At 63.8% G+C, this 19,349-nt stretch carries 14 protein-coding genes; 9 read left to right on the forward strand and 5 right to left on the reverse strand.

Annotated features, from left to right (window positions below):
* The first annotated feature begins 217 nt into the window (after positions 1 to 217).
* Both J2Y63_RS20480 and J2Y63_RS20485 read left to right on the forward strand, forming a co-directional pair.
* Positions 218 to 2,746: a methyl-accepting chemotaxis protein gene (locus J2Y63_RS20480; RefSeq protein WP_435267580.1), complete on the forward strand. Its 2,529-nt coding sequence runs from the start codon at positions 218 to 220 to the stop codon at positions 2,744 to 2,746.
* A gap of 145 nt (positions 2,747 to 2,891) precedes the next feature.
* Positions 2,892 to 4,739 carry a methyl-accepting chemotaxis protein gene (locus tag J2Y63_RS20485; RefSeq protein ID WP_435267581.1) on the forward strand — a complete coding sequence of 616 codons (1,848 nt, stop codon included), beginning with the start codon at positions 2,892 to 2,894 and terminating at the stop codon, positions 4,737 to 4,739.
* A 33-nt stretch (positions 4,740 to 4,772) separates the two neighbouring features.
* Here J2Y63_RS20485 and J2Y63_RS20490 read toward each other — a convergent pair whose 3' ends face one another.
* Positions 4,773 to 4,940: a hypothetical protein gene (locus J2Y63_RS20490; protein WP_435267582.1), complete on the reverse strand. Its 168-nt coding sequence runs from the start codon at positions 4,938 to 4,940 to the stop codon at positions 4,773 to 4,775.
* Positions 4,941 to 5,101: 161 nt separating this feature from the next.
* On the opposite strand from J2Y63_RS20490, the gene J2Y63_RS20495 reads away from it, so the two are divergent.
* Positions 5,102 to 5,974: a LysR family transcriptional regulator gene (locus J2Y63_RS20495; RefSeq protein WP_435267583.1), complete on the forward strand. Its 873-nt coding sequence runs from the start codon at positions 5,102 to 5,104 to the stop codon at positions 5,972 to 5,974.
* A gap of 57 nt (positions 5,975 to 6,031) precedes the next feature.
* On the opposite strand, the gene J2Y63_RS20500 is transcribed toward J2Y63_RS20495, so the two are convergent.
* Together J2Y63_RS20500 and aceA are read right to left on the reverse strand one after the other, a co-directional pair.
* Positions 6,032 to 6,271: an SMc00767 family acetate metabolism repressor gene (locus J2Y63_RS20500; protein ID WP_319318536.1), complete on the reverse strand. Its 240-nt coding sequence runs from the start codon at positions 6,269 to 6,271 to the stop codon at positions 6,032 to 6,034.
* 99 nt (positions 6,272 to 6,370) lie between these two features.
* The gene (aceA, locus tag J2Y63_RS20505; RefSeq protein WP_435267584.1) at positions 6,371 to 7,660 is read right to left on the reverse strand and encodes an isocitrate lyase; all 1,290 of its coding nucleotides are present in this window, start codon (positions 7,658 to 7,660) and stop codon (positions 6,371 to 6,373) included.
* A 219-nt stretch (positions 7,661 to 7,879) separates the two neighbouring features.
* Here aceA and J2Y63_RS20510 point away from each other — a divergent pair, with 219 nt between their 5' ends.
* The 5 genes from J2Y63_RS20510 to J2Y63_RS20530 all read left to right on the forward strand — a co-directional run bounded on the left by J2Y63_RS20510 (position 7,880) and on the right by J2Y63_RS20530 (position 13,534).
* Positions 7,880 to 9,295 (forward strand): helix-turn-helix domain-containing protein, encoded by a 1,416-nt coding sequence (locus J2Y63_RS20510; protein ID WP_435267585.1) that lies wholly within the window; start codon positions 7,880 to 7,882, stop codon positions 9,293 to 9,295.
* Positions 9,296 to 9,464: 169 nt separating this feature from the next.
* Positions 9,465 to 10,574: a polyamine ABC transporter substrate-binding protein gene (locus tag J2Y63_RS20515; protein ID WP_435267678.1), complete on the forward strand. Its 1,110-nt coding sequence runs from the start codon at positions 9,465 to 9,467 to the stop codon at positions 10,572 to 10,574.
* Positions 10,575 to 10,654: 80 nt separating this feature from the next.
* Positions 10,655 to 11,797, forward strand: a complete 1,143-nt coding sequence (locus J2Y63_RS20520) for an ABC transporter ATP-binding protein (protein ID WP_435267586.1) — start codon at positions 10,655 to 10,657, stop codon at positions 11,795 to 11,797.
* A gap of 3 nt (positions 11,798 to 11,800) precedes the next feature.
* On the forward strand, positions 11,801 to 12,712 hold the full coding sequence (locus tag J2Y63_RS20525) for an ABC transporter permease subunit (protein ID WP_435267587.1): 912 nt from the start codon (positions 11,801 to 11,803) through the stop codon (positions 12,710 to 12,712).
* 3 nt (positions 12,713 to 12,715) lie between these two features.
* The gene (locus J2Y63_RS20530; RefSeq protein WP_256120684.1) at positions 12,716 to 13,534 is read left to right on the forward strand and encodes an ABC transporter permease; all 819 of its coding nucleotides are present in this window, start codon (positions 12,716 to 12,718) and stop codon (positions 13,532 to 13,534) included.
* Between the two features lie 3 nt (positions 13,535 to 13,537).
* Here the strand turns inward: J2Y63_RS20530 and J2Y63_RS20535 are convergent, their stop codons facing one another.
* Positions 13,538 to 15,373, reverse strand: coding sequence for an AsmA family protein (locus J2Y63_RS20535; protein ID WP_435267588.1), 1,836 nt, complete (start codon positions 15,371 to 15,373; stop codon positions 13,538 to 13,540).
* Between the two features lie 185 nt (positions 15,374 to 15,558).
* On the opposite strand from J2Y63_RS20535, the gene J2Y63_RS20540 reads away from it, so the two are divergent.
* On the forward strand, positions 15,559 to 17,508 hold the full coding sequence (locus J2Y63_RS20540) for an acetoacetate--CoA ligase (protein ID WP_435267589.1): 1,950 nt from the start codon (positions 15,559 to 15,561) through the stop codon (positions 17,506 to 17,508).
* A gap of 249 nt (positions 17,509 to 17,757) precedes the next feature.
* Here the strand turns inward: J2Y63_RS20540 and J2Y63_RS20545 are convergent, their stop codons facing one another.
* Complete coding sequence (locus J2Y63_RS20545) at positions 17,758 to 19,335, reverse strand: ABC transporter permease (RefSeq protein ID WP_435267679.1); 1,578 nt, start codon at positions 19,333 to 19,335, stop codon at positions 17,758 to 17,760.
* Between the last annotated feature and the right edge of the window lie 14 nt (positions 19,336 to 19,349).

The following is a 19,349-nucleotide window of genomic DNA, read 5'->3' on the forward strand; positions in this document are numbered from 1 at the left end:
GGTTTAAAAAGTGATGGAATTTTAAAGTTTGCCGCCGATGATTTCCGGATAGGGTTCCGGAAGCCGCGTCCCATGACGGATGCAACGCGGCTGGCAATGAGTGCTCCCCCGGATCAGCGGCATTGCGGCCGCATGAAAGTCGGTAATCCGGCGGTCCGAATCCTTGGGAGGCTCTTTAAGGGCAGGGGTGGGACACGCCGACAACGGATGTTCCGCCATGTTCATTGATAAGATCCTCGCGCGTTTCAAGATCCAGACCAAGGTTCTGGTCTTCATTCTGCCCTTCGTGCTCAGCATCTGCGCCGTGGGCTTTACCGGGCTTTACGCCTCGGGCCTCCTGCAAGGCAGGATGGAGATTTCCAACAGCGTCCTCCAGTCGCTGAGCGGCTTCAAGGATGTCTATGCCGGTATGAACCGGTTCCTGCAGAACACCAGCGAGGAAAGCCGCGACGCCGTGAACGAGCGCCTGAAGGCGCAGGTGGCGCTTCTGCGGGTGACGATGGATGGCCTGACGCCGGACGTCGACGCCTCCAAGCTCCTCGAAGCCCAGAAGCAGACCAAGGATATCGAAGCGCGCATGGAAGGGCTCTGGCTGCTCTATGTCCGCGAGGCGAAGCTCCATGAAGCGATGGGCAAGAACCTCAATTATCTTGCGGCCGAGCAGGGCAAGATCCTGGAAGAGGCGACCAAGCTCCAGCGCACGGTGCGCCAGAACGAGAACACCGCCAAGAGCATGCTGCGCGAGGCCGACCGCCTGACGAATGCCAGCAAGTTCTTCGCCGATTTCCTCTCCGATTTCACCAAGGCAGCCACGCCGGACGACAAGCTGAAGCTCGTCAAGGAGCGCTACCCCTCCATCTCGAAGACCGACCGTTCCATTTCGATGATCCTGCCGAAGAGCCAGAAGGTCGTCTCCACGACCATCCGCAACACGGTGGATGAACTCGGCGGTTTCCTCTCCTCGACCGATCCGGCCGACGTCACCGTTCCGGAAATCGCACGCCGCATCAACCGCTTCCGCCAGGTCGCCATCCAGCTTCAGGGCGCTGCGGGCGAGAAAATGCGCGAGGCGACCCGTATCTTCGGCGAACTCGACGAGCCGATCATCAAATCCGAAGCCATCCTTTCGGCCACCCGCAAGCTGGTGAATTCGATCTATGACATCGAAATCATCGCCGCCCGCTTCCTCGGCCAGACATCGGTTGAAAATCGCACCAAGCTGCTCAGCAATCTCTCGCTTCTGCGCAGCGACATGAGCGGCCTGCGCGGCAGCGCCAGCGGCCTCGCCTTCTTCGACACGGTCGATGAAACGCTGGCGCCGGTGCTTGAGCGCATGGATGCGGACAGCGCGACGCTCGTGACGATCAGCACGCAGCGCGCCGCCGACTTCGACGCGGCCGGCCAGTCCATCGACACGATCTGGAATCTGTTGAGCCAGTTCGCCGAAGAGCAGAAGACCAGCGCCGGCAGCGAGCGCGAAAAGGCAAACCAGGTCTCGGTCCTGGCAACCGTCGCCGGCGTCGCGATCGCGGTGCTTGCCGGCATCGCGCTGGTTCTGACGCTGAAGGGGCCGATCGGCCAGATCACCGGCGCCATGCGCCGCCTCGCCGATGGCTTCCTCGATACCGGCATTTCCGGCGAGGGCCGTCGTGACGAGATCGGCGACATGGCCCGCGCGCTCGGCGTCTTCAAGCAGAACGCGTTGTCGAAGATCCGCATCGAGGCCGAAAGCGAGGAGCAGCGCAGCGCCGCGGAAGCCGAACGCGCCCGCAACGATGCCGAAAAGCAGGCATTCGACCGGCAGATCGACTTCGCGGTCAACGCGCTTGCCGCCGGCCTCGGCCGCCTGGCACAGGGCGACCTGTCGCGCCAGATCGACACGCCGTTCTCCGGCCGCCTCGAGCAGCTTCGCCAGGATTTCAACATCTCGCTCGTGCGCCTTCAGGACACGCTCGGCCAGATCCGCAACAATGCGCTGTCGATCCAGCGCAGCGGCGCGGATATGCTGAGCTCCGGCGATGCGCTTGCCAAGCGCACCGAGGCGCAGGCCTCGTCGCTGGAAGAGACCGCCGCCGCCGTCGAACAGATCACCGTCACCGTGCGCTCCTCCGCCGAGCGGGCGCATGAGGCGAATGTCGTCGTCGGCGCCACCAAGCGCAGTGCCGACAGCTCCGCCTCCGTCGTCAGCAATGCGATCGCCGCGATGGGCCGCATCGAGGGGGCCTCGCGCCAGATCGAGCAGATTATCGAGGTGATCGACGACATCGCCTTCCAGACCAACCTCCTGGCGCTGAATGCCGGCATTGAGGCTGCCCGCGCCGGCGAAGCCGGCAAGGGTTTTGCCGTCGTCGCGCAGGAGGTTCGCGAACTCGCCCAGCGGTCCGCGAGTGCCGCCCGCGAGATCAAGGGCCTCATCGAGAAGTCGACGAGCGAGGTCAGCGCGGGATCGCACCTCGTGCAGGAGACCGGCTCGGTGCTGGCCTCGATCAGCCAGCAGATCGTCACCGTCAGCCACCATGTGGAGATGATGGCGACCGCCAGCCGCGACCAGGCGGCAGCGCTCCAGGAGGTCAACGGCTCCGTCAACCAGATGGACCAGATGACGCAGCAGAACGCCTCGATGGTGGACCTGACGACCGCCGCCAGCCGCAAGCTTGCCAGCGAAGCCGACACGCTGATGATGCTGGTCGAGCAGTTCCGCCTGGAAGAGGATCGCGACGGCCAGGGCCTTTATCGCGCGGCGTAGACCGGACCGCCGTTAACCAAGAAAAGGCCTGGATTTCCAGGCCTTTTTGCTTGAAAAACCCCTGTTTCTTATGGGTTATTGCAGCGAATTTTCAGCTTTTCTTATATATTTGATTCTTATCATTTGCGGACAAGAGGAGTCCGCTATGATCAGGATTTTCAGATCTTCCGTCGCCTATCAATATGCGGCGATGACCTTTGCCTTCATCTTCCTCAGCGCCGCGGTGATCGTTGGCGTGATGCACTACAACCTGCGCAGCTATGTGCTGGAGGACGCGGCCAACGATGCGCGGGATGCCACGCGCGCCATGGCCGTTCTCTACGGTGCGGCGATCGAAGACGCCTCCGTTGCGTTGAAGGATGGCGGACTCACGGCGATCCACAGCGAGGCGATGCCGGAGCTTGCCAACCACGACCTCGTCGACCGCACGGCGAGCTCCATTGCCGGCGTCGCGACGGTTTTCGCCAAGCAGGGCGCGGACTATGTGCGCATCTCGACGAATGTGAAGAAGGAGGACGGGTCGCGGGCCGTCGGCACGAAACTGGCGCCCGAGCATCCGGCACAGGCGGTTCTCGCCAAGGGCGAGCCCTATTTCGGGCCGGCGCAGCTCTTCGGCCGCGACTTCATGACCGGTTATTTCCCGGTCAAGAACGCCGCCGGCGCCAATGTCGGCATCCTTTTCATCGGCATCCCGATGGAGATCTACTTCCAGAAAATTCATGACCTTCAGGTCCGCGCCATCCTTGCCGGCGTGCTTTCGATGCTGGTCTTCGGCGCGCTCGCCTATTTCGCCGTCAGGCGGGCGACGCGGCCGCTGCGCGCGCTGATCGGCGCCGTCGGGGGCATTGCCGAAGGGCGTCTCGACACGGATATTCCAAGCCGCGACAAGGCGAACGAATTCGGCCAGATCGCCCGCGCGCTCGAAGTCTTCCGCGAGAATGCCCAGCGCAAGATCGAGATGGAGGACATCGCGCAGCGCCAGGACGAACAGGCAGCGGCGGAGCGCGAATTGAGCGACGCGGAAAAGCGCGAAACCGACCGGCAGATCGATTTTGCCGTCAGCGAACTCGCCGCCGGCCTCGGGCGCCTTGCCAGGGGCGATCTCTCGCAGGCCATCGACACGCCGTTCTCCGGCCGCCTGGAACAGCTCCGGCAGGACTTCAACGGTTCTCTCGCGCGGCTTCAGGACACGCTGGGCAGCATTCGCAGCAATGCCGAGGCGATCCAGTCGAGCGGCACGCAGATGCGCCATTCCGCGGATGACCTGTCGCGCCGCACGGAAGCGCAGGCCGCTTCGCTGGAGGAGACGGCGGCCGCGGTCGACGAGATCACCGTCACGGTGCGCTCATCCGCCGAGCGCGCCCAGGAGGCCAACACCAAGGTCGCCGAAACCAAGGCCAGCGCCGACAATTCCAGCGCGGTCGTCACCAGCGCCATCGAGGCGATGGGGCGGATCGAGGAGGCCTCGCGGCAGATCGAGCAGATCATCGAGGTGATCGACGACATCGCCTTCCAGACCAACCTTTTGGCGCTCAATGCCGGCATCGAGGCCGCGCGTGCCGGCGAGGCGGGCAAGGGCTTTGCGGTGGTGGCACAGGAGGTGCGCGAACTCGCCCAGCGGTCGGCGGAGGCCGCGAAGGAAATCAAGGGCCTGATCGACAAGTCGACGCAGGAGGTCAGCACCGGCTCGCGCCTCGTGCAGCAGACGGGGGCGGTGCTCGCCTCCATCAGCCAGCAGATCGTCGGCATCAGCGATCATGTCGCGATGATCGCCACCGCAAGCCGCGACCAGTCGGCCGCGTTGCAGGAGGTAAACGGGTCCGTCAACCAGATGGACCAGATGACCCAGCAGAATGCCTCCATGGTGGAGCTGACGACGGGTGCCAGCCGCCATCTTGCCGGGCAGGCCGACGAACTGATGGCGCTCATCGCCCAGTTCCGCTTCGAGAGGGAGCGGGAAGCCCAGGCCATGCGCTCTTCGCGCGCGGCCTGATAAGCACTGCATACCTGTTGCAGAAAGGCCCGGTCATGCCGGGCCTTTCGTGTTTCGGAGAGGACGCAGGCGGCGCCACAGCCGCAGCAGGCCGGCACGCAACGGCGCGGTTTCGCGCAGATGGTCGAATTCGTGTTTGCGGCGGCCGCTCTGCTTCTGTGAAAGTTCGAAGAGGATCGCGAGTCCGTACATGTCTTGCATGCCTGTTTCCTTTGAAGGCAACGGTCAGCCGTGGCGCCGGGAGGGGCGCGCCGTGGCGGTGAATGGCGTGGGTGGCGTTGTCTGCGCCGTGTTCGACGAAGGGAAATTACCCTTCAAATCCGTATTCACGAACAGCGGAAATCGCACTATGTTTTTCATCCATGAAAGACATGTCCTGGGAATCCTACCGCATCTTCCTCGAAGTCGCCCGGCAGGGCGGGCTCACCGGCGCGTCGCAGGTCTCGGGTTTGAGCCCCGCGACAGTCGGCCGGCGTGTGCTGCAAGTGGAGGAGGCGATGGGCCGCCCGCTCTTCCTGCGCAGCCAGACCGGCTACCGGCTGACCAGCGAGGGTCAGGCGCTGTTCGAGCAGTTGCAGGGTATGGAGGCGATCGCCCGCGGCGTGGAAAGCTGGCGGCAGGAGGGGCAGGGGACGAGCACCGTGCGGCTGATGGCCGGCACCTGGGTGACATGGCTCGTCTGCGAGAATTTTTCCGCCATTTGCACCGAGCGCGACCCCTTCCGCCTCGACCTGTCCATCTCCGAGCGCCGGGCGACGCTCACTCACCGCGAGGTGGATGTCGGCATCCGGGCCGTCGAGCCGACCGAGCCGAGCCTGATCAGCCGGCATGCCGGGGAGGTCGCCTATGCGGCCTATCGGCGGAAGAATTCCGGGGAGGCGCTTGCCGGCCGCTGGTTGGCGGTGTCGCAGGAGGATGCGGTCTCCGCCTACCTGCGCTGGCCGCATGAGCGTGCGGCGGGCACTATTGCCGTCATCGTCAGCCGGCCGCGCTCATTGCTCGATCTCGTGCGCGCCGGGGCCGGGCAGGCGGTGCTGCCCTGCTTCGTCGGCGATCTCGATCCGGCGCTGGAGCGGGCAGGCGAAGAAATCCGCGCGCTGCGGCACCACCAATGGGTCGTCACCAATAGCGAGGATCGCCACCGGCGCGATATCCGCACCGTCTCCGACCGGCTGTTCCGGCTGCTCAAAAGCCACGCCGACCTCTTCGCCGGCAAGCGGCCGAGCCGCACGTAAAAAGGTCCCCGGCGCAGGGAGCACCGGGGACCTTGTTTCGACTGGATGTCGTGCCTGTCAGCCGCGGCCCTGGGTCACGATGACCGGGATCAGCAGGTCACCCCAGTTGCCCTCTCCGCCGTGGTGGCGGGCGGAGCGGACGAGCTCGACCGAGACGCCAGCCTCGACCGCCTTCATGACGGACTGGTTGAGGCGGTGCAGGTCGTTGGCGACCATGCGGATCATGGCCTGCTGGTCGGGGGACATGGCGGACGCCTGTTCTTCCGCACGTTCCTTGACTCGGGTCTGGACTGTCATGGCATTTCTCCTCTTTTTTGAGCATTTGCAGGCAGGTGGTACACCTGCCGTCGCAGGAATGCGGGCTCTATGGGGGTTCTTGAAGGTTGACGGGTCGGGTTATTCGGCGGCCGGGCGGAACTGCTCGTGCTCGGTCGATTCATGCATGGCGGTTGTCGAGGACTGGCCGCCGGTGATGGCCATCGACACGGCATCGAAATAGCCGGTGCCGACTTCGCGCTGGTGCTTGGTCGCGGTGTAGCCGTTGATCTCGGCGGCGAATTCCGCTTCCTGGAGCTCCGAATAGGCCGCCATCTGGCGATCCTTGTAGCCACGGGCCAGTTCGAACATGCCGTAGTTCAGCTGGTGGAAGCCGGCGAGCGTGATGAACTGGAACTTGTAGCCCATCGCACCCAGCTCGCGCTGGAACTTGGTGATCGTCGCGTCGTCGAGGTTCTTCTTCCAGTTGAACGAGGGCGAGCAGTTGTAGGCGAGCAGCTTGCCCGGATGGGCCTTGTGCACGGCCTCGGCGAACCTGCGGGCCTGTTCGAGGTCCGGCTTGCCGGTTTCCATCCAGATCAGGTCGCAATGCGGTGCATAGGCGATGGCACGCGCAATGCACGGCTCGATGCCGTTCTTGACCTGGTAGAAGCCTTCGACCGTGCGGCCCTTGTCCCGGTCGACGAAGGGCTGGTCGCGCTCGTCGATATCGGAGGTGAGAAGCTTCGCGGCCTCGGCGTCGGTGCGGGCGACGACCAGCGTCGAAGTGCCCATAACGTCGGCGGCAAGACGGGCTGCATCGAGATTGCGGATGTGGGCGGCGGTCGGGATCAAAACCTTGCCGCCGAGATGGCCGCACTTCTTTTCCGATGCCAACTGGTCTTCGAAGTGGACGCCGGCAACGCCTGCCTCGATGAAGGCCTTCATGATCTCGAAGGCGTTGAGCGGGCCGCCGAAGCCGGCTTCCGCGTCGGCGACGATCGGCGCGAACCAGGTGTCGACCGAAAGGCCGTTGCCTTCCGCGGTCTCGATCTGGTCGGCGCGCTGGAGTGTGCGGTTGATGCGCTTGGCAAGTTCCGGAGCGGCGTTCGCCGGGTAGAGCGACTGGTCGGGATACATGGCAGAGGCCGTGTTGGCGTCGGCGGCGACCTGCCAGCCGGAAAGGTAGATCGCCTTCAGGCCGGCACGGACCATCTGCATGGCCTGGTTGCCCGAGAGCGCGCCGAGCGCGTTGACGAAGTCTTCCTCATGGATGAGCTTCCACAGACGGTTCGCACCGTTTTCGGCGAGCGTATGGCGGATCTGGACCGAGCCGCGCAGCTTCTCGACCGTCTCGGCCGTATAGGGGCGCTCGATGCCGTCGAACCGGCCTTTTGGCGCGCTCGGGACGAGATTGTAAAAATCGGTCATAGTATCCTCCAATGCGATGTCTCGGGATCGGGCTTGGCTCTCTTTGTTGCCCGATTTCATGTGACAGTATTTACATCGCAGCGCACAATAGGGCGAGAAAAAACCGGAAAATCAGCGGCGTAATCGGGTAACGATGTCTTGCCTTTGACAAAGGGCGTCTGTAAAAAAGTAAAGATTGTAAATTTCTAGCAGCAGCCAATCGTGTAAAGGATGTGACATATGGCGGAGAACAAGATCTTTGCCGGCCCGAAAGTCCGGCGCATCCGCAACACGCTCGGCCTCACCCAGACCGCGATGGCGGAAGGCCTGTCGATCTCGCCCTCCTATCTCAACCTCATCGAGCGCAATCAGCGCCCTTTGACGGTGCAGCTCCTGCTGCGGCTCGCCTCCGTCTATAAGGTGGACCTCGACGAGCTTCAGGGCGAAAGCGCCGGCAATGCGCGCCAGCTGCGCGAGGTCTTCGCCGATCCGCTGCTCGCCGGCGAATTGCCGGGCGATCATGAACTGGTCGAGATTGCCGACGCCGCGCCGAATGTCGCGAGCGGCATCCTGAAACTCTACCGCGCCTATCGCGAACAGGCCGCCCGTCTTACCGATCTCGCCGACCTGCTCGCCCGCGAAGGCCACGCCACGACGCTCTCCGGCGCGCTGCTGCCGATGGACGAGGTGCGCGACAAGCTGGAGAACCGCCCCAACTATTTCGGCGCGATCGACGAGGCGGCGGAACGCTTTCATGCGACCCTTGCGCCCGGCGATGATCTGGCAGGGGCGCTGAAGGGGTGGCTGCGCAAGGAGCACGGCGTCGTCGTGCGCTTGCTGCCCGTGCACACCATGCCGAACCTCCGCCGCCGCTTCGACCGGCACTCCATGCGTCTCTTCCTGTCGGAGCGCCTGTCGCCCTTCGACCAGATGCGCGAGATCGCCATGGAAACGGTGCAGCTGGCGCTTCAGGACGAGATTTTTGCCGAACTCGATCAGCTCGCCCTCTCGAATGCCGAGGCCAAGCGTATCGCCCGTTTCGAACTGGCGCGCTACGCGGCGCATGCGCTGATGATGCCCTACGAGGCCTTTCACGCGACGGCGCAGCGCGCGCGCTACGATGTCGATATCCTGCGCTCGCGTTTCGGCGTCTCCTACGAACAGGCGGCAAACCGGCTCACCATGCTGCAAAGGCCGGGCAAGCCGGGCGTGCCCTTCTTCATGCTGGAGATCGACAATGCCGGCCACCGCTTCCGCCGGGCGGGCGCGTCAGGCTTTCCGCAGGCACGCTTCGGCGGCGGCTGTCCCAAGCTCGGCGTGCATTCCGCCTTCTCCCAGCCGGGGCAGATCCTCGTCGATCGCGTCGAGATGCCTGACGGTGCCGCCTTCCTGACGGTATCGCGAACGCTCGAAGGCCCGCAGGGTGCCTTTGCGGAGCGGGTGCGCCGCACGGCACTGCTCGTCGGCTGCGATGCGGCGCATGCGGAAGAGACGGTCTATGCCGAAGCGGTGCGCAGGGACGGCACGGTCGCGGTCGGCACGGCCTGTCGGTTGTGCGAGCGGCAGGGCTGTCTTGCGCGTGCCGAACCGCCCGTCACGCGCCCCCTCGGGCTTGACGAAATGGTTGCGGGATTGAGCCTTTTCGACTTCCAGTGAATTTTCGCTTGATTTCCGCCGCGGATAGGGCTTCAAATATGATAGGAATGGGAACAATGTGATATCAAAAATCGCCCTGTCTATGCGTAGAATGCAGCTTGTCGCCTCTCGAAAAACATCCATAATCGGTGACTGTTCTTTCATAGCAACTCATAGGCACGGAAAAAAACTGGGAGATAAATCAATGATAAGACGTACTCTTTTGACGACGGCTGCCACGGTCGCCCTGTTTGGTGCAGGTGGTGCGCTGGCGCAGGAAAAAGTCGTTAATGTCTATAACTGGTCGGACTATATCGATAGCTCGATCATCGACGATTTCACCAAGGAAACCGGCATCAAGGTCGTCTACGACGTCTATGATTCGAACGAGATCCTTGAGACGAAGCTGCTTGCCGGCGGCACGGGCTACGACGTGGTGGTGCCGACCAACACCTTCCTGCAACGCCAGATTTCGGCCGGCGTCTACCAGAAGCTCGACAAATCGAAGCTGCCGAACCTCAAGAATATGTGGGACATGGTCGCCACCCGCATGCAGCCCTTCGATCCGGGCAACGAATATTCGATCAACTATATGTGGGGCACGATCGGCATCGGCTACAACAAGGCCAAGATCAAGGAAGCCCTCGGCACGGACACGATCGACAGCTGGACGGCGATCTTCGATCCGGCAAATGCTGAAAAGCTCAAGGATTGCGGCATCAACCTGCTCGATTCGCCGACCGACATCATCCCGGTGACGCTCGCCTATCTCGGCCTGAACCCGGATAGCCACGACCCGGCCGATCTTGCCAAGGCCGAGGAAGCGCTCCAGAAGATCCGCCCCTTCGTGCGCAAGTTCCACTCCTCCGAATTCATCAACGGCCTGGCGAACGGCGATATCTGCATCGCGGTCGGCTGGTCGGGCGATATCTTCCAGGGCCGCGACCGCGCGGAAGAGGCCGGCAACGGCGTCGAGATCGGCTACACGATCCCGAAGGAAGGCACGCAGATGTGGTTCGACCAGATGGCGATTCCCGCCGACGCGCCGCATGTCGAAGAGGCGCATGCCTTCCTCGACTACATCATGCGCCCGGAAGTCATCGCCAAGGCCTCGACCTACATCCACTATGCCAACGGCAACAAGGCGGCCCAGGCCATCATGCCGGAAGAGATCATCAAGGACACGACGATCTATCCGGATGACGCTACGCTCGCAAAGCTCTTCACCAACACCACGCTGGACGCAAAAACGCAGCGCCTGTTCACACGGGCGTGGACCAAAATCGTGACCGGCCAATAACCGGCACAGGACGAATTGCCCGGAAGTCTCTTCCGGGCAATTTCATTTTGACTGCCAGAAAAAAGAGATGGGGACAGGTAATGAAATCTCTCGGCAATATCCGTCGTTCCTTCGCGCCGTGGACGGATCCGGACGCAAAACCATTCATCACGTTCCGCAATGTCACGAAGAGGTTCGGCGATTTCACCGCCGTCGATGATCTCACCCTGAACATCTATCACCGCGAGTTCTTCGCCCTGCTCGGCGCGTCCGGCTGCGGCAAGTCCACGCTGCTGCGCATGCTCGCCGGCTTCGAGCGGCCGACCTCCGGCGAAATCATCCTCGACGGCCAGGACATTGCCGGCATCCCGCCCTACAAGCGGCCGGTCAACATGATGTTCCAGTCCTACGCGCTCTTCCCGCACATGACGGTGGAGAGCAATATCGGCTTCGGGCTGCGCCAGGACGGCATGCCGAAGAACGAGATCGCCGAGCGCGTCTCGCAGATGCTGAAGCTCGTCAAGCTCGAACAATTCGCCAAGCGCAAGCCGCACCAGCTTTCCGGCGGCCAGCGCCAGCGCGTGGCGCTTGCCCGCTCGCTCGCCAAGCGCCCGAAAGTGCTGCTGCTCGACGAGCCGCTCGGCGCGCTCGACAAGAAGCTGCGCGAGGAAACCCAGTTCGAACTGATGGACCTGCAGCAGGAACTCGGCCTCACCTTCGTCGTCGTCACGCACGACCAGGAAGAGGCCATGACCATGGCCGACCGCATCGCGGTGATGAGCCACGGAAAGGTCATCCAGGTGGCCACACCGGCGGAAATCTACGAGGCGCCGAATTCGCGTTTCGTCGCGGACTTCATCGGCGACGTCAACATCCTCGACGGCAAGGTTTCGGCCAATGGCAACGGCAAGATCGAGCTTGCCGTCAACGAGGGTTTCACCATCCGCACCGCGACCGCCAACGGCCCCACGCCGGGCAGTGCCGCGGGCTTCGCCATCCGGCCGGAAAAGATGAAGGTCACGCGGGCCGCCCCCGTCGATGCCTCCGTCAACGCGGCGCCGGGCGAAATCTGGGACATCGGCTATCTCGGCGACATGACGGTCTTCTACGTCAAGCTCGACAGCGGCAAGGTGGTCAAGGCCTCCATGCTGAACGCGCTGCGCGAGGTGGAGGACCCGATTTCCTATGACGAGAAGGTCTGGGTCTCCTTCGGCGAAACCGCCGGCGTCGTCTTGAAGGATTGACCGATGAACAAGCTCGGCTCCGCCATCTTCAGCCGCCTTGTCATTATTCTTCCCTATGCGTGGCTGCTGTTCTTCTTCCTCGTTCCCTTCTTCATCGTCTTCCGCATCTCGCTTTCCACCACCGCGATCGCGCAGCCGCCCTATGAGCCGGTCTTCGCGCTGGCGGATGGCCTCTCCGGCTTCTTCAGCAAGGTTGGGCAGTTCAGCTTCGCGAACTATATCTGGCTGACCGAGGATGCGCTTTATCTCAACGCCTACCTGTCCAGCATCTGGATCGCCGGTGTCTCGACCTTCATCACGCTCCTGATCGGCTACCCCATCGCCTATGGCATGGCGCAGGCGCCGCGCACGCTGCGCCCGACGCTGCTGATGCTCGTCATCCTGCCGTTCTGGACGAGCTTCCTGATCCGCGTCTATGCCTGGATCGCCATCCTCAAGCCGGAAGGGCTGCTCAACCAGTTCCTGCTCAGCATCGGCGTCATCGACCAGCCGCTGATCATCATCGGCACCAACTGGGCGATCTATATCGGCATCGTCTATTCCTACCTGCCCTTCATGATCCTGCCGCTCTATTCGGCGCTGGAGAAGATGGACAACTCGCTGATCGAGGCGGCAAAGGATCTCGGTTGCCCGCCCATTTCCGCCTTCTGGAAGATCACGTTCCCGCTTTCGCTTCCGGGCGTGGTCGCGGGCTGCATGCTCGTCTTCATTCCGGCCGTCGGCGAATTCGTCATCCCGGATCTGCTCGGCGGGTCGCAGACGCTGATGATCGGTAAGACCTTGTGGAACGAGTTCAACGCAAACCGCGACTGGCCGGTCTCCGCCGCCGTCGCCACCATCCTGCTCCTCATCCTGGTCGTGCCCATCGTGTTCTTCCAGAATGCGCAGGCCAAGGCCGAAGAGCAGGGGAGGTAGACCATGAGCAACTGGTCCCGTTTCAACATCGTCTCCGTCGTCCTCGGCTTCGCCTTCCTCTACCTGCCGATCGTGCTGCTGGTGGTCTTCTCCTTCAACGAGTCGAAGCTCGTGACGGTCTGGGCCGGCTTCTCGACGAAATGGTACGTCGCGCTCTTCAACAACCAGGGCCTCATGGATGCGGCCTGGGTGACGATCCGCGTGGCGCTGCTGTCGGCGACGATCGCCACCATCCTCGGCACCATGGCGGCCTTGGCGCTGACGCGCTACACCCGCTTTCGCGGAAGGCTGCTGTTTTCCGGCATGGTCTATGCACCGCTCGTCATGCCGGAAGTCATCACCGGCCTGTCGCTGCTGCTGCTCTTCGTCGCCATCGGCTTCGACCGCGGCTTCGTCACGGTGACGCTGGCGCACATCACATTCTCGATGTGCTTCGTGACGGTCGTGGTGCAGTCGCGGCTGCTCTCCTTCGATCGCTCGATCGAGGAGGCGGCGCTCGATCTCGGCGCAACACCGGTCCGCACCTTCCTTGAGGTGACGTTGCCGGTCATCCTGCCGGCGGTGCTGTCCGGCTGGATGCTGGCGCTGACCCTGTCGCTCGACGACCTCGTCATCTCGAGCTTCACCTCCGGTCCGGGTGCGACAACGCTGCCGATGAAGATCTACAGCCAAGTGCGCCTCGGCGTGACGCCGGAAATCAACGCGGCCTGCACCCTGCTCATCGGCCTCGTCGCCATTGGGGTCGTTATTGCGTCTATCATGACGAAGCGGCGCGAAGTGCAGCGCCAGCGCGACGAGCAAGCGGCCTTCGCGGGCCGATGAACCCTATTCCTGGCGGGGCTGCTGCCCCGTCAGGATCGACAGCGGCGAGATCACCGGCTCCGGCCAGGAGCCGCCGACAAAGAAGCTGATCGCCGGATTGACGACCGCCGAGGCCTCCGCCTGCGGGCGGTCGGACAGCGCGCCGGCCAGCGCCACGCTGCCGCTGCGATAGGGGATCATGCCGGAGAGCGTCAGAAGCTTCTCGTTGCCCTCGATCTCCGCCTTGGTCAGCTCGGCCAGTCCGCGGTCGAGCTTCGCCTCCACGTCGGCCCGCACGAAATCGAACGAGCCGTCGGCTGCTTCGGAAAAATTGAAGAAGGCGTTTTTCGCCGCGCGCTCCTCAAAGGCCTGCCGGTTGAAATGGGTGAGCGTGCCCGAGCCCATGTTCAAGCGGAACTGGCCGGACATGTCGGACGCCGTCGTCGCCCAGAGCGGCCGGTCGGTCGAAAGCTCGAAATCGGCCGAGCCGCGCCCGGAAGGCAGCGGGCCTGGCAGCGCCAGCGTGTTGACGATGGCGCCGATATCGACATTGCTGAGCGACATCTGGAACCGCCCGCCGCCGCGAAAACCCTGTTCGGTGAGCGCGATGCGCCCGGTCATGCGCCCGTCCATGAAGCCGCTGTCGCCGACATCGAAGGACGCGCGGCCGTTCTCGACGCGCACCCCGGCGGCAAGCTCCTGAAGCGAGAACGGCGTGAAATCCGCCGTCTTGGCGGAAAGCCGGAGGTCCATGCCGAACTGGTGCAGGAAGGCCGTGTCGATGCTCGCGGCATTCTGCTCGGCGCCGGGCGAAAAGGCGGACAGGAAGGCGCGCAGGTCTATGCGGTCGAAGGCAAGCGTGCCGCCGACCTGCGGCACGCCGTCCGGCGGCATGTCGACGTCCAGCACGCCCGTCGCCTGCGCATTGTCAAGCGTCAGCTTGACGTTTTCGAGCTTGGCCGAATAGCCCGCCGTCGTCACCTTCGCCTCGACATTGACATGGCCGAGATTGCCGACCGAGGGGATGTCCTTGCCCTGCCAGGCGAGCAGGTGGCCGAGCGAGGGCGTCGACAGCATCATGTTGCCGGCCACGAAGGCGTTGGTTGAGAGATTGGCGACGCCCTCGAAATTCACCGTGGTCGGATCGGCGGAAAGGTTGGTGCGCATATTGGCATTGTGCCCGGCCAGCAGCGCCAGCGGCTGGTCGCAATCGAAGGTCCAGCGCGTCATCTCGCCATTAACGACGCCGGAGAGCGTCAGGTCGAGCGGACGCCGCAGCGCCGGCCAGTCGATATTGCCGTTGATATCAGAGATGCGATAGGGCGTGGCCCCGTCGTCCTGCGCCACCTCGACGATGCCGTCGACGACGTTGATCGTGCCGATGCGCTCCTCCGGCAGTTCCGGTATCGCCTGGCCTTCGGGAGCGGAGGCGGTGGCGTCGATCGCCTGGATCAGCCAGCCGCTGTGGCGCCAGTTGAACACGCCCTCGGCGTCCCAGCCGACACGGACCGTCGGCCGCACGAGGTCGAAATCGCTGAAGACAGGCTTGCCGCGCACGGCGCCGACCAGGTCGAAGCTTGCCGATATTTCCTCGATATGCGCCAGTTCCTGCTTGCCGCCCGTGACGACCCGCACATTGCCGAGCGTCACGCGCGGATAGGGCCAGAAGGAGAACTCGGCCGCGCGGCCGATCTCGACGTCGGCGCCGGTCCAGGCCTCCAGCGTCTCCTCGATTTCCCGCCCGACCGTGTCTGTCTGGATGAGGAAGGGAAAGCCGACGCGCCCGGCGACGAACAGTGCTAGAACGACCAGGAATCCCCGCACCAGAAGCCGCGATTGCATGAAACGGGAAAGCGTCATTCGGGGGCGGGTCCTCTACCGGCAGCGGTCACATCTCTTCAAGCGAACGGGGATAGGCGCTTGGGGCCAAGAAATCAAATGGCGGCATGGCGGAATTGCGTTCGGCAACGGCGCGAACCGGCATTCGCGGCATTATACTGCGGTGCAACATGTTGTAGAATGGCCCTGGAGTGGAGGACAGCGTGATGTCGGAAATGCCCCTGTGGGAACCCTCGGCGGAAATCCTGGCGACGAGCCCGATGGCCCTGTTCATGAAGTCGGCCGGCCGCATCGCCGGGCGCGCCTTCACGTCCTATGACGATCTCCACGCCTGGTCGGTGGAAGACCGGGCGGCCTTCTGGACCGCGGTCTGGGACGATTGCGGCGTGATCGGCGAAAAGGGCGGCACGGCGCTCGAAAACGGCGACCGCATGCTGGAGGCCCGCTTCTTCCCCGAGGGCCGGCTGAATTTTGCGGAGAACCTGCTGAAGAAGGCCGGTCCGGACGATGCGATCGTCTTTCGTGGCGAGGACAAGGTGGCGTACCGCTGGTCCTGGGACGAGCTGCGCGCCCGCGTTTCCAAACTCCAGCAGGCCTTCGCGGCGCTAGGCATCGGCGAGGGCGACCGCGTTGCCGCCATGATGCCGAACATGCCGGAAACCATTGCCTGCATGCTCGCCGCCACCTCGCTCGGTGCCATCTGGTCCTCCTGTTCGCCCGATTTCGGCGAGCAGGGTGTTTTCGACCGCTTCGGCCAGATCGAGCCGAAGCTTTTCATCGCCTGCGATGCCTATTGGTATGCCGGTAAGCTCCAGGACGTCTCCGCCAAGGTGCAGGCCATTGCCGGCAAGCTCGGCGTGCCGGTCGTGGTCGTGCACTATGCGGGGGACGCCGAAGCGCTCGCCGCCTCGCTGCCGGATGGCCGCACGCTGGAGACGCTGACGGCGCCTTACGCGGCAAAGCCGCTCACCTTCGCGCAGCTTCCCTTCCGACACCCGCTCTATATCCTCTTCTCGTCCGGCACGACGGGCGTGCCGAAATGCATCGTCCATTCGGCCGGCGGCACGCTGTTGCAGCACCTGAAGGAGCACCACCTGCATTGCGGTCTCGTTGAGGGCGAACGGCTGTTCTACTTCACCACCTGCGGCTGGATGATGTGGAACTGGCTGGTCTCCGGCCTCGCGCTCGGCACCACGCTCTGTCTGTTCGACGGTTCGCCCTTCCATCCGGATGGCAATGTGCTGTTCGACTATGCGGCTGCGGAACGGTTCGCCGTGCTCGGCACCTCCGCCAAATATATCGACGCCGTGCGCAAAAGCGGCCTCACGCCACTCTCGACACACGACCTCTCCAGCCTGCGCGTGCTGGCTTCGACGGGGTCGCCGCTTTCGCCGGAGAGTTTCAGCTTCGTCTATGAAGGCATCAAGCCGGACGTGCAACTCGCCTCCATCTCCGGCGGCACGGATATCGTCTCCGGCTTCGTGCTGGGCATTCCGCTGAAACCCGTCTGGCGCGGCGAGATCCAAGGGCCGGGCCTCGGCCTCGCCATGGATGTCTGGGACGAGGACGGGCAGCCGGTGCGCGGCGAAAAAGGTGAGCTGGTCTGCACCAGGGCGTTTCCCTCCATGCCCGTTATGTTCTGGAACGACCCGGCGGGCGAAAAATACCGCGCCGCCTATTTCGAGCGCTTCGACAATATCTGGTGCCATGGCGACTTCGCCGAATGGACCCGCCATGGCGGCATCGTCATCCATGGCCGCTCCGACGCGACGCTGAACCCCGGCGGCGTGCGCATCGGCACCGCGGAGATCTACAACCAGGTCGAACAGCTTGACGAAGTCGCCGAAGCGCTCTGCATCGGCCAGGACTGGGACGACGACGTGCGCGTGGTGCTCTTCGTGCGGCTCCAGCCCGGCGCGGTGCTGGACGAGGCGCTGGAAAAGACGATCCGCACAAAGATCCGCACCGGAGCCTCGCCGCGCCATGTGCCGGCGAAGATCATCCAGGTTGCGGATATCCCGCGCACGAAATCCGGCAAGATCGTCGAGCTTGCGGTGCGCGAGGTCGTGCACGGCAGGCCGGTCAGGAACCAGGAGGCGCTCGCCAATCCGGAGGCGCTGGCGCTCTTTGCGGGCTTGGACGCGTTGAAGTCATGAAGGTGAGCGGTGCTCGCGATTTCGAGCCGGCCGTATTAACCAAGCTCGCGAAGTTGTGAACGAAACCTTTGTGCCGGAACCGGCCAGGTAAGGATTTGTTAAACCGCATTGGGGCAATGTCGTGCCAACTTGAGCGCGCCCGATGATGGGCGTTCCGGTCGCACCCGACCCCGATGGCATGAGGCCGTTCACCCACGCTTACGTTGGACAGCATTCAAACTATCGGGGCGGCTTTTGCCGCCCTCTTTTTTACCCGGTATGTCGATCCAGCGATCGCGATACTAGAAAGACCGGGATGAGCCCGACCGCGACGATGATGATGGCCGGCACCCCGGCATCCTCTACCTTCGCCCGCGAAGCATCCTCATAGACCAGCGTCGCCAGCGTGTTGAAGTTGAACGGGCGCAGCATGATTGTCGCCGACAGTTCCTTCATGGTTTCGATGAAGACGAGCAGCGCCGCCGTCAGCGTCGCCGGCCGCATCATCGGCAAGAGCACGCTCCGCAGCGTCTGGCCGCTGGTGCGCCCCAGCGTGCGCGCCGCCATGTCGAGATGCGGCGAGAGCTTGTGAAAACCCGCATCGATCGTGCCCTCCGCCATGGTGAGAAAGCGCACCGTGCAGGCATAGATGATGGCAAAGCCGGTGCCGGAGAGCAGCAGGCCGGTGGAGATGCCGAATTGGGCGCGCAGGAAGGCATCGACCGCATTGTCGAAATTGGCGAGCGGGATCAGCACGCCCATCGCCAGCACCGTGCCCGGCACGCCATAGCCGAAGGAGGCGAAACGCCCGGCGGCGGCGTTCAGCCGCGAGCGCGTCGTGCGCGCGGCATAGGCGAGCAGGAAGGCGAGCAACACCGCGACGAGCGCGGTCGATGCCGAGACGAGCACGCTGTTCCAGAGTGCCGAGAGCAGCCGCGTCGAGACGAACTGCTCCAGCCGGCGCGCGGCATAGCCGCTGAGCACGAAGACCGGAATGGCGAAACCGATGACCGGCGGCGCGAGGCAGGCGAGGCTCGCCGCCCATTTTTTCCAGCCCGCGAGTTTGAGGCGCACCGAATCATGCACGGCCGCCGTGGTCTTTTGGCTGGCGAAACGCTGCCGGCGGCGCGCTGCGCGCTCCACCAGCATCAGGCAGACGACGAAGACCAGCATGACGCAGGCGATCTGCGCCGCACCGGCAAGGCTGCCGCGGTTGAGCCAGGTGTCGAAGATCGAAAAGGTCAGCGTCTGCACGCCGAGATATTCCACGGCGCCGATATCGTTCAGCGTTTCCATGGCGACGAGCGTCAGCCCCACCATGATCGCCGGCCGCGCCATTGGGATCTGGATTTTCGCGAAGACCTTCAAGGGACCGGCGCCGAGCGTGCGTGCGACATCCGCCGCCGCCCGGCCCTGCATCAGGAACATCGAGCGCGCGGAGAGATAGATGTAGGGATAGAGCACGCTGGAGAGCACCAGCATCGCGCCGCCCGTGGTGCGCACCTCCGGAAACCAGTAGTCGCGACTCGTCTGGAAGCCGAAAAGGCCACGGTAGGCGGTCTGCACCGGGCCGGTGAAGGAGAAGAATTCCGCAAAGGCATAAGCGCCGAGATAGGCGGGAATAGCGAGCGGCAGCACCAGCAGGCCGGAAAGCAGGCGGCGGCCCGGAAACTCGCAGCTCGCGACCAGCCAGGCCGTCACGACGCCAACGACGACGCTGATGGTGCCGACGCCGGCCAGCAGGATCAACGTGCGCAGGGTCGCGCGTGGAATGACATTGCTGATGAGATGCGGCCAACTCTCCATGCCGCCCGTCGCGGCAATGACGACGATGGCGATCGCCGGCATCAGCACGATGAGGG

The organism is Shinella sp. BE166 (assembly GCF_051201095.1).
GTDB lineage: Bacteria > Pseudomonadota > Alphaproteobacteria > Rhizobiales > Rhizobiaceae > Shinella > Shinella lacus.

What these genes read in the sequence shown, in the direction of transcription:
- J2Y63_RS20485 (WP_435267581.1), top strand. Translation starts at nt 2,892, where the DNA reads ATGATCAGGATTTTCAGATCTTCCGTCGCCTATCAATATGCGGCGATG.
- J2Y63_RS20495 (WP_435267583.1), top strand. Translation starts at nt 5,102, where the DNA reads ATGAAAGACATGTCCTGGGAATCCTACCGCATCTTCCTCGAAGTCGCC.
- J2Y63_RS20535 (WP_435267588.1), bottom strand. Translation starts at nt 15,373, where the DNA reads ATGACGCTTTCCCGTTTCATGCAATCGCGGCTTCTGGTGCGGGGATTC.
- J2Y63_RS20480 (WP_435267580.1), top strand. Translation starts at nt 218, where the DNA reads ATGTTCATTGATAAGATCCTCGCGCGTTTCAAGATCCAGACCAAGGTT.
- J2Y63_RS20530 (WP_256120684.1), top strand. Translation starts at nt 12,716, where the DNA reads ATGAGCAACTGGTCCCGTTTCAACATCGTCTCCGTCGTCCTCGGCTTC.
- J2Y63_RS20545 (WP_435267679.1), bottom strand. Translation starts at nt 19,335, where the DNA reads ATGCCGGCGATCGCCATCGTCGTCATTGCCGCGACGGGCGGCATGGAG.
- aceA (WP_435267584.1), bottom strand. Translation starts at nt 7,660, where the DNA reads ATGACCGATTTTTACAATCTCGTCCCGAGCGCGCCAAAAGGCCGGTTC.
- J2Y63_RS20525 (WP_435267587.1), top strand. Translation starts at nt 11,801, where the DNA reads ATGAACAAGCTCGGCTCCGCCATCTTCAGCCGCCTTGTCATTATTCTT.
- J2Y63_RS20490 (WP_435267582.1), bottom strand. Translation starts at nt 4,940, where the DNA reads ATGCAAGACATGTACGGACTCGCGATCCTCTTCGAACTTTCACAGAAG.
- J2Y63_RS20520 (WP_435267586.1), top strand. Translation starts at nt 10,655, where the DNA reads ATGAAATCTCTCGGCAATATCCGTCGTTCCTTCGCGCCGTGGACGGAT.
- J2Y63_RS20540 (WP_435267589.1), top strand. Translation starts at nt 15,559, where the DNA reads ATGTCGGAAATGCCCCTGTGGGAACCCTCGGCGGAAATCCTGGCGACG.
- J2Y63_RS20510 (WP_435267585.1), top strand. Translation starts at nt 7,880, where the DNA reads ATGGCGGAGAACAAGATCTTTGCCGGCCCGAAAGTCCGGCGCATCCGC.
- J2Y63_RS20500 (WP_319318536.1), bottom strand. Translation starts at nt 6,271, where the DNA reads ATGACAGTCCAGACCCGAGTCAAGGAACGTGCGGAAGAACAGGCGTCC.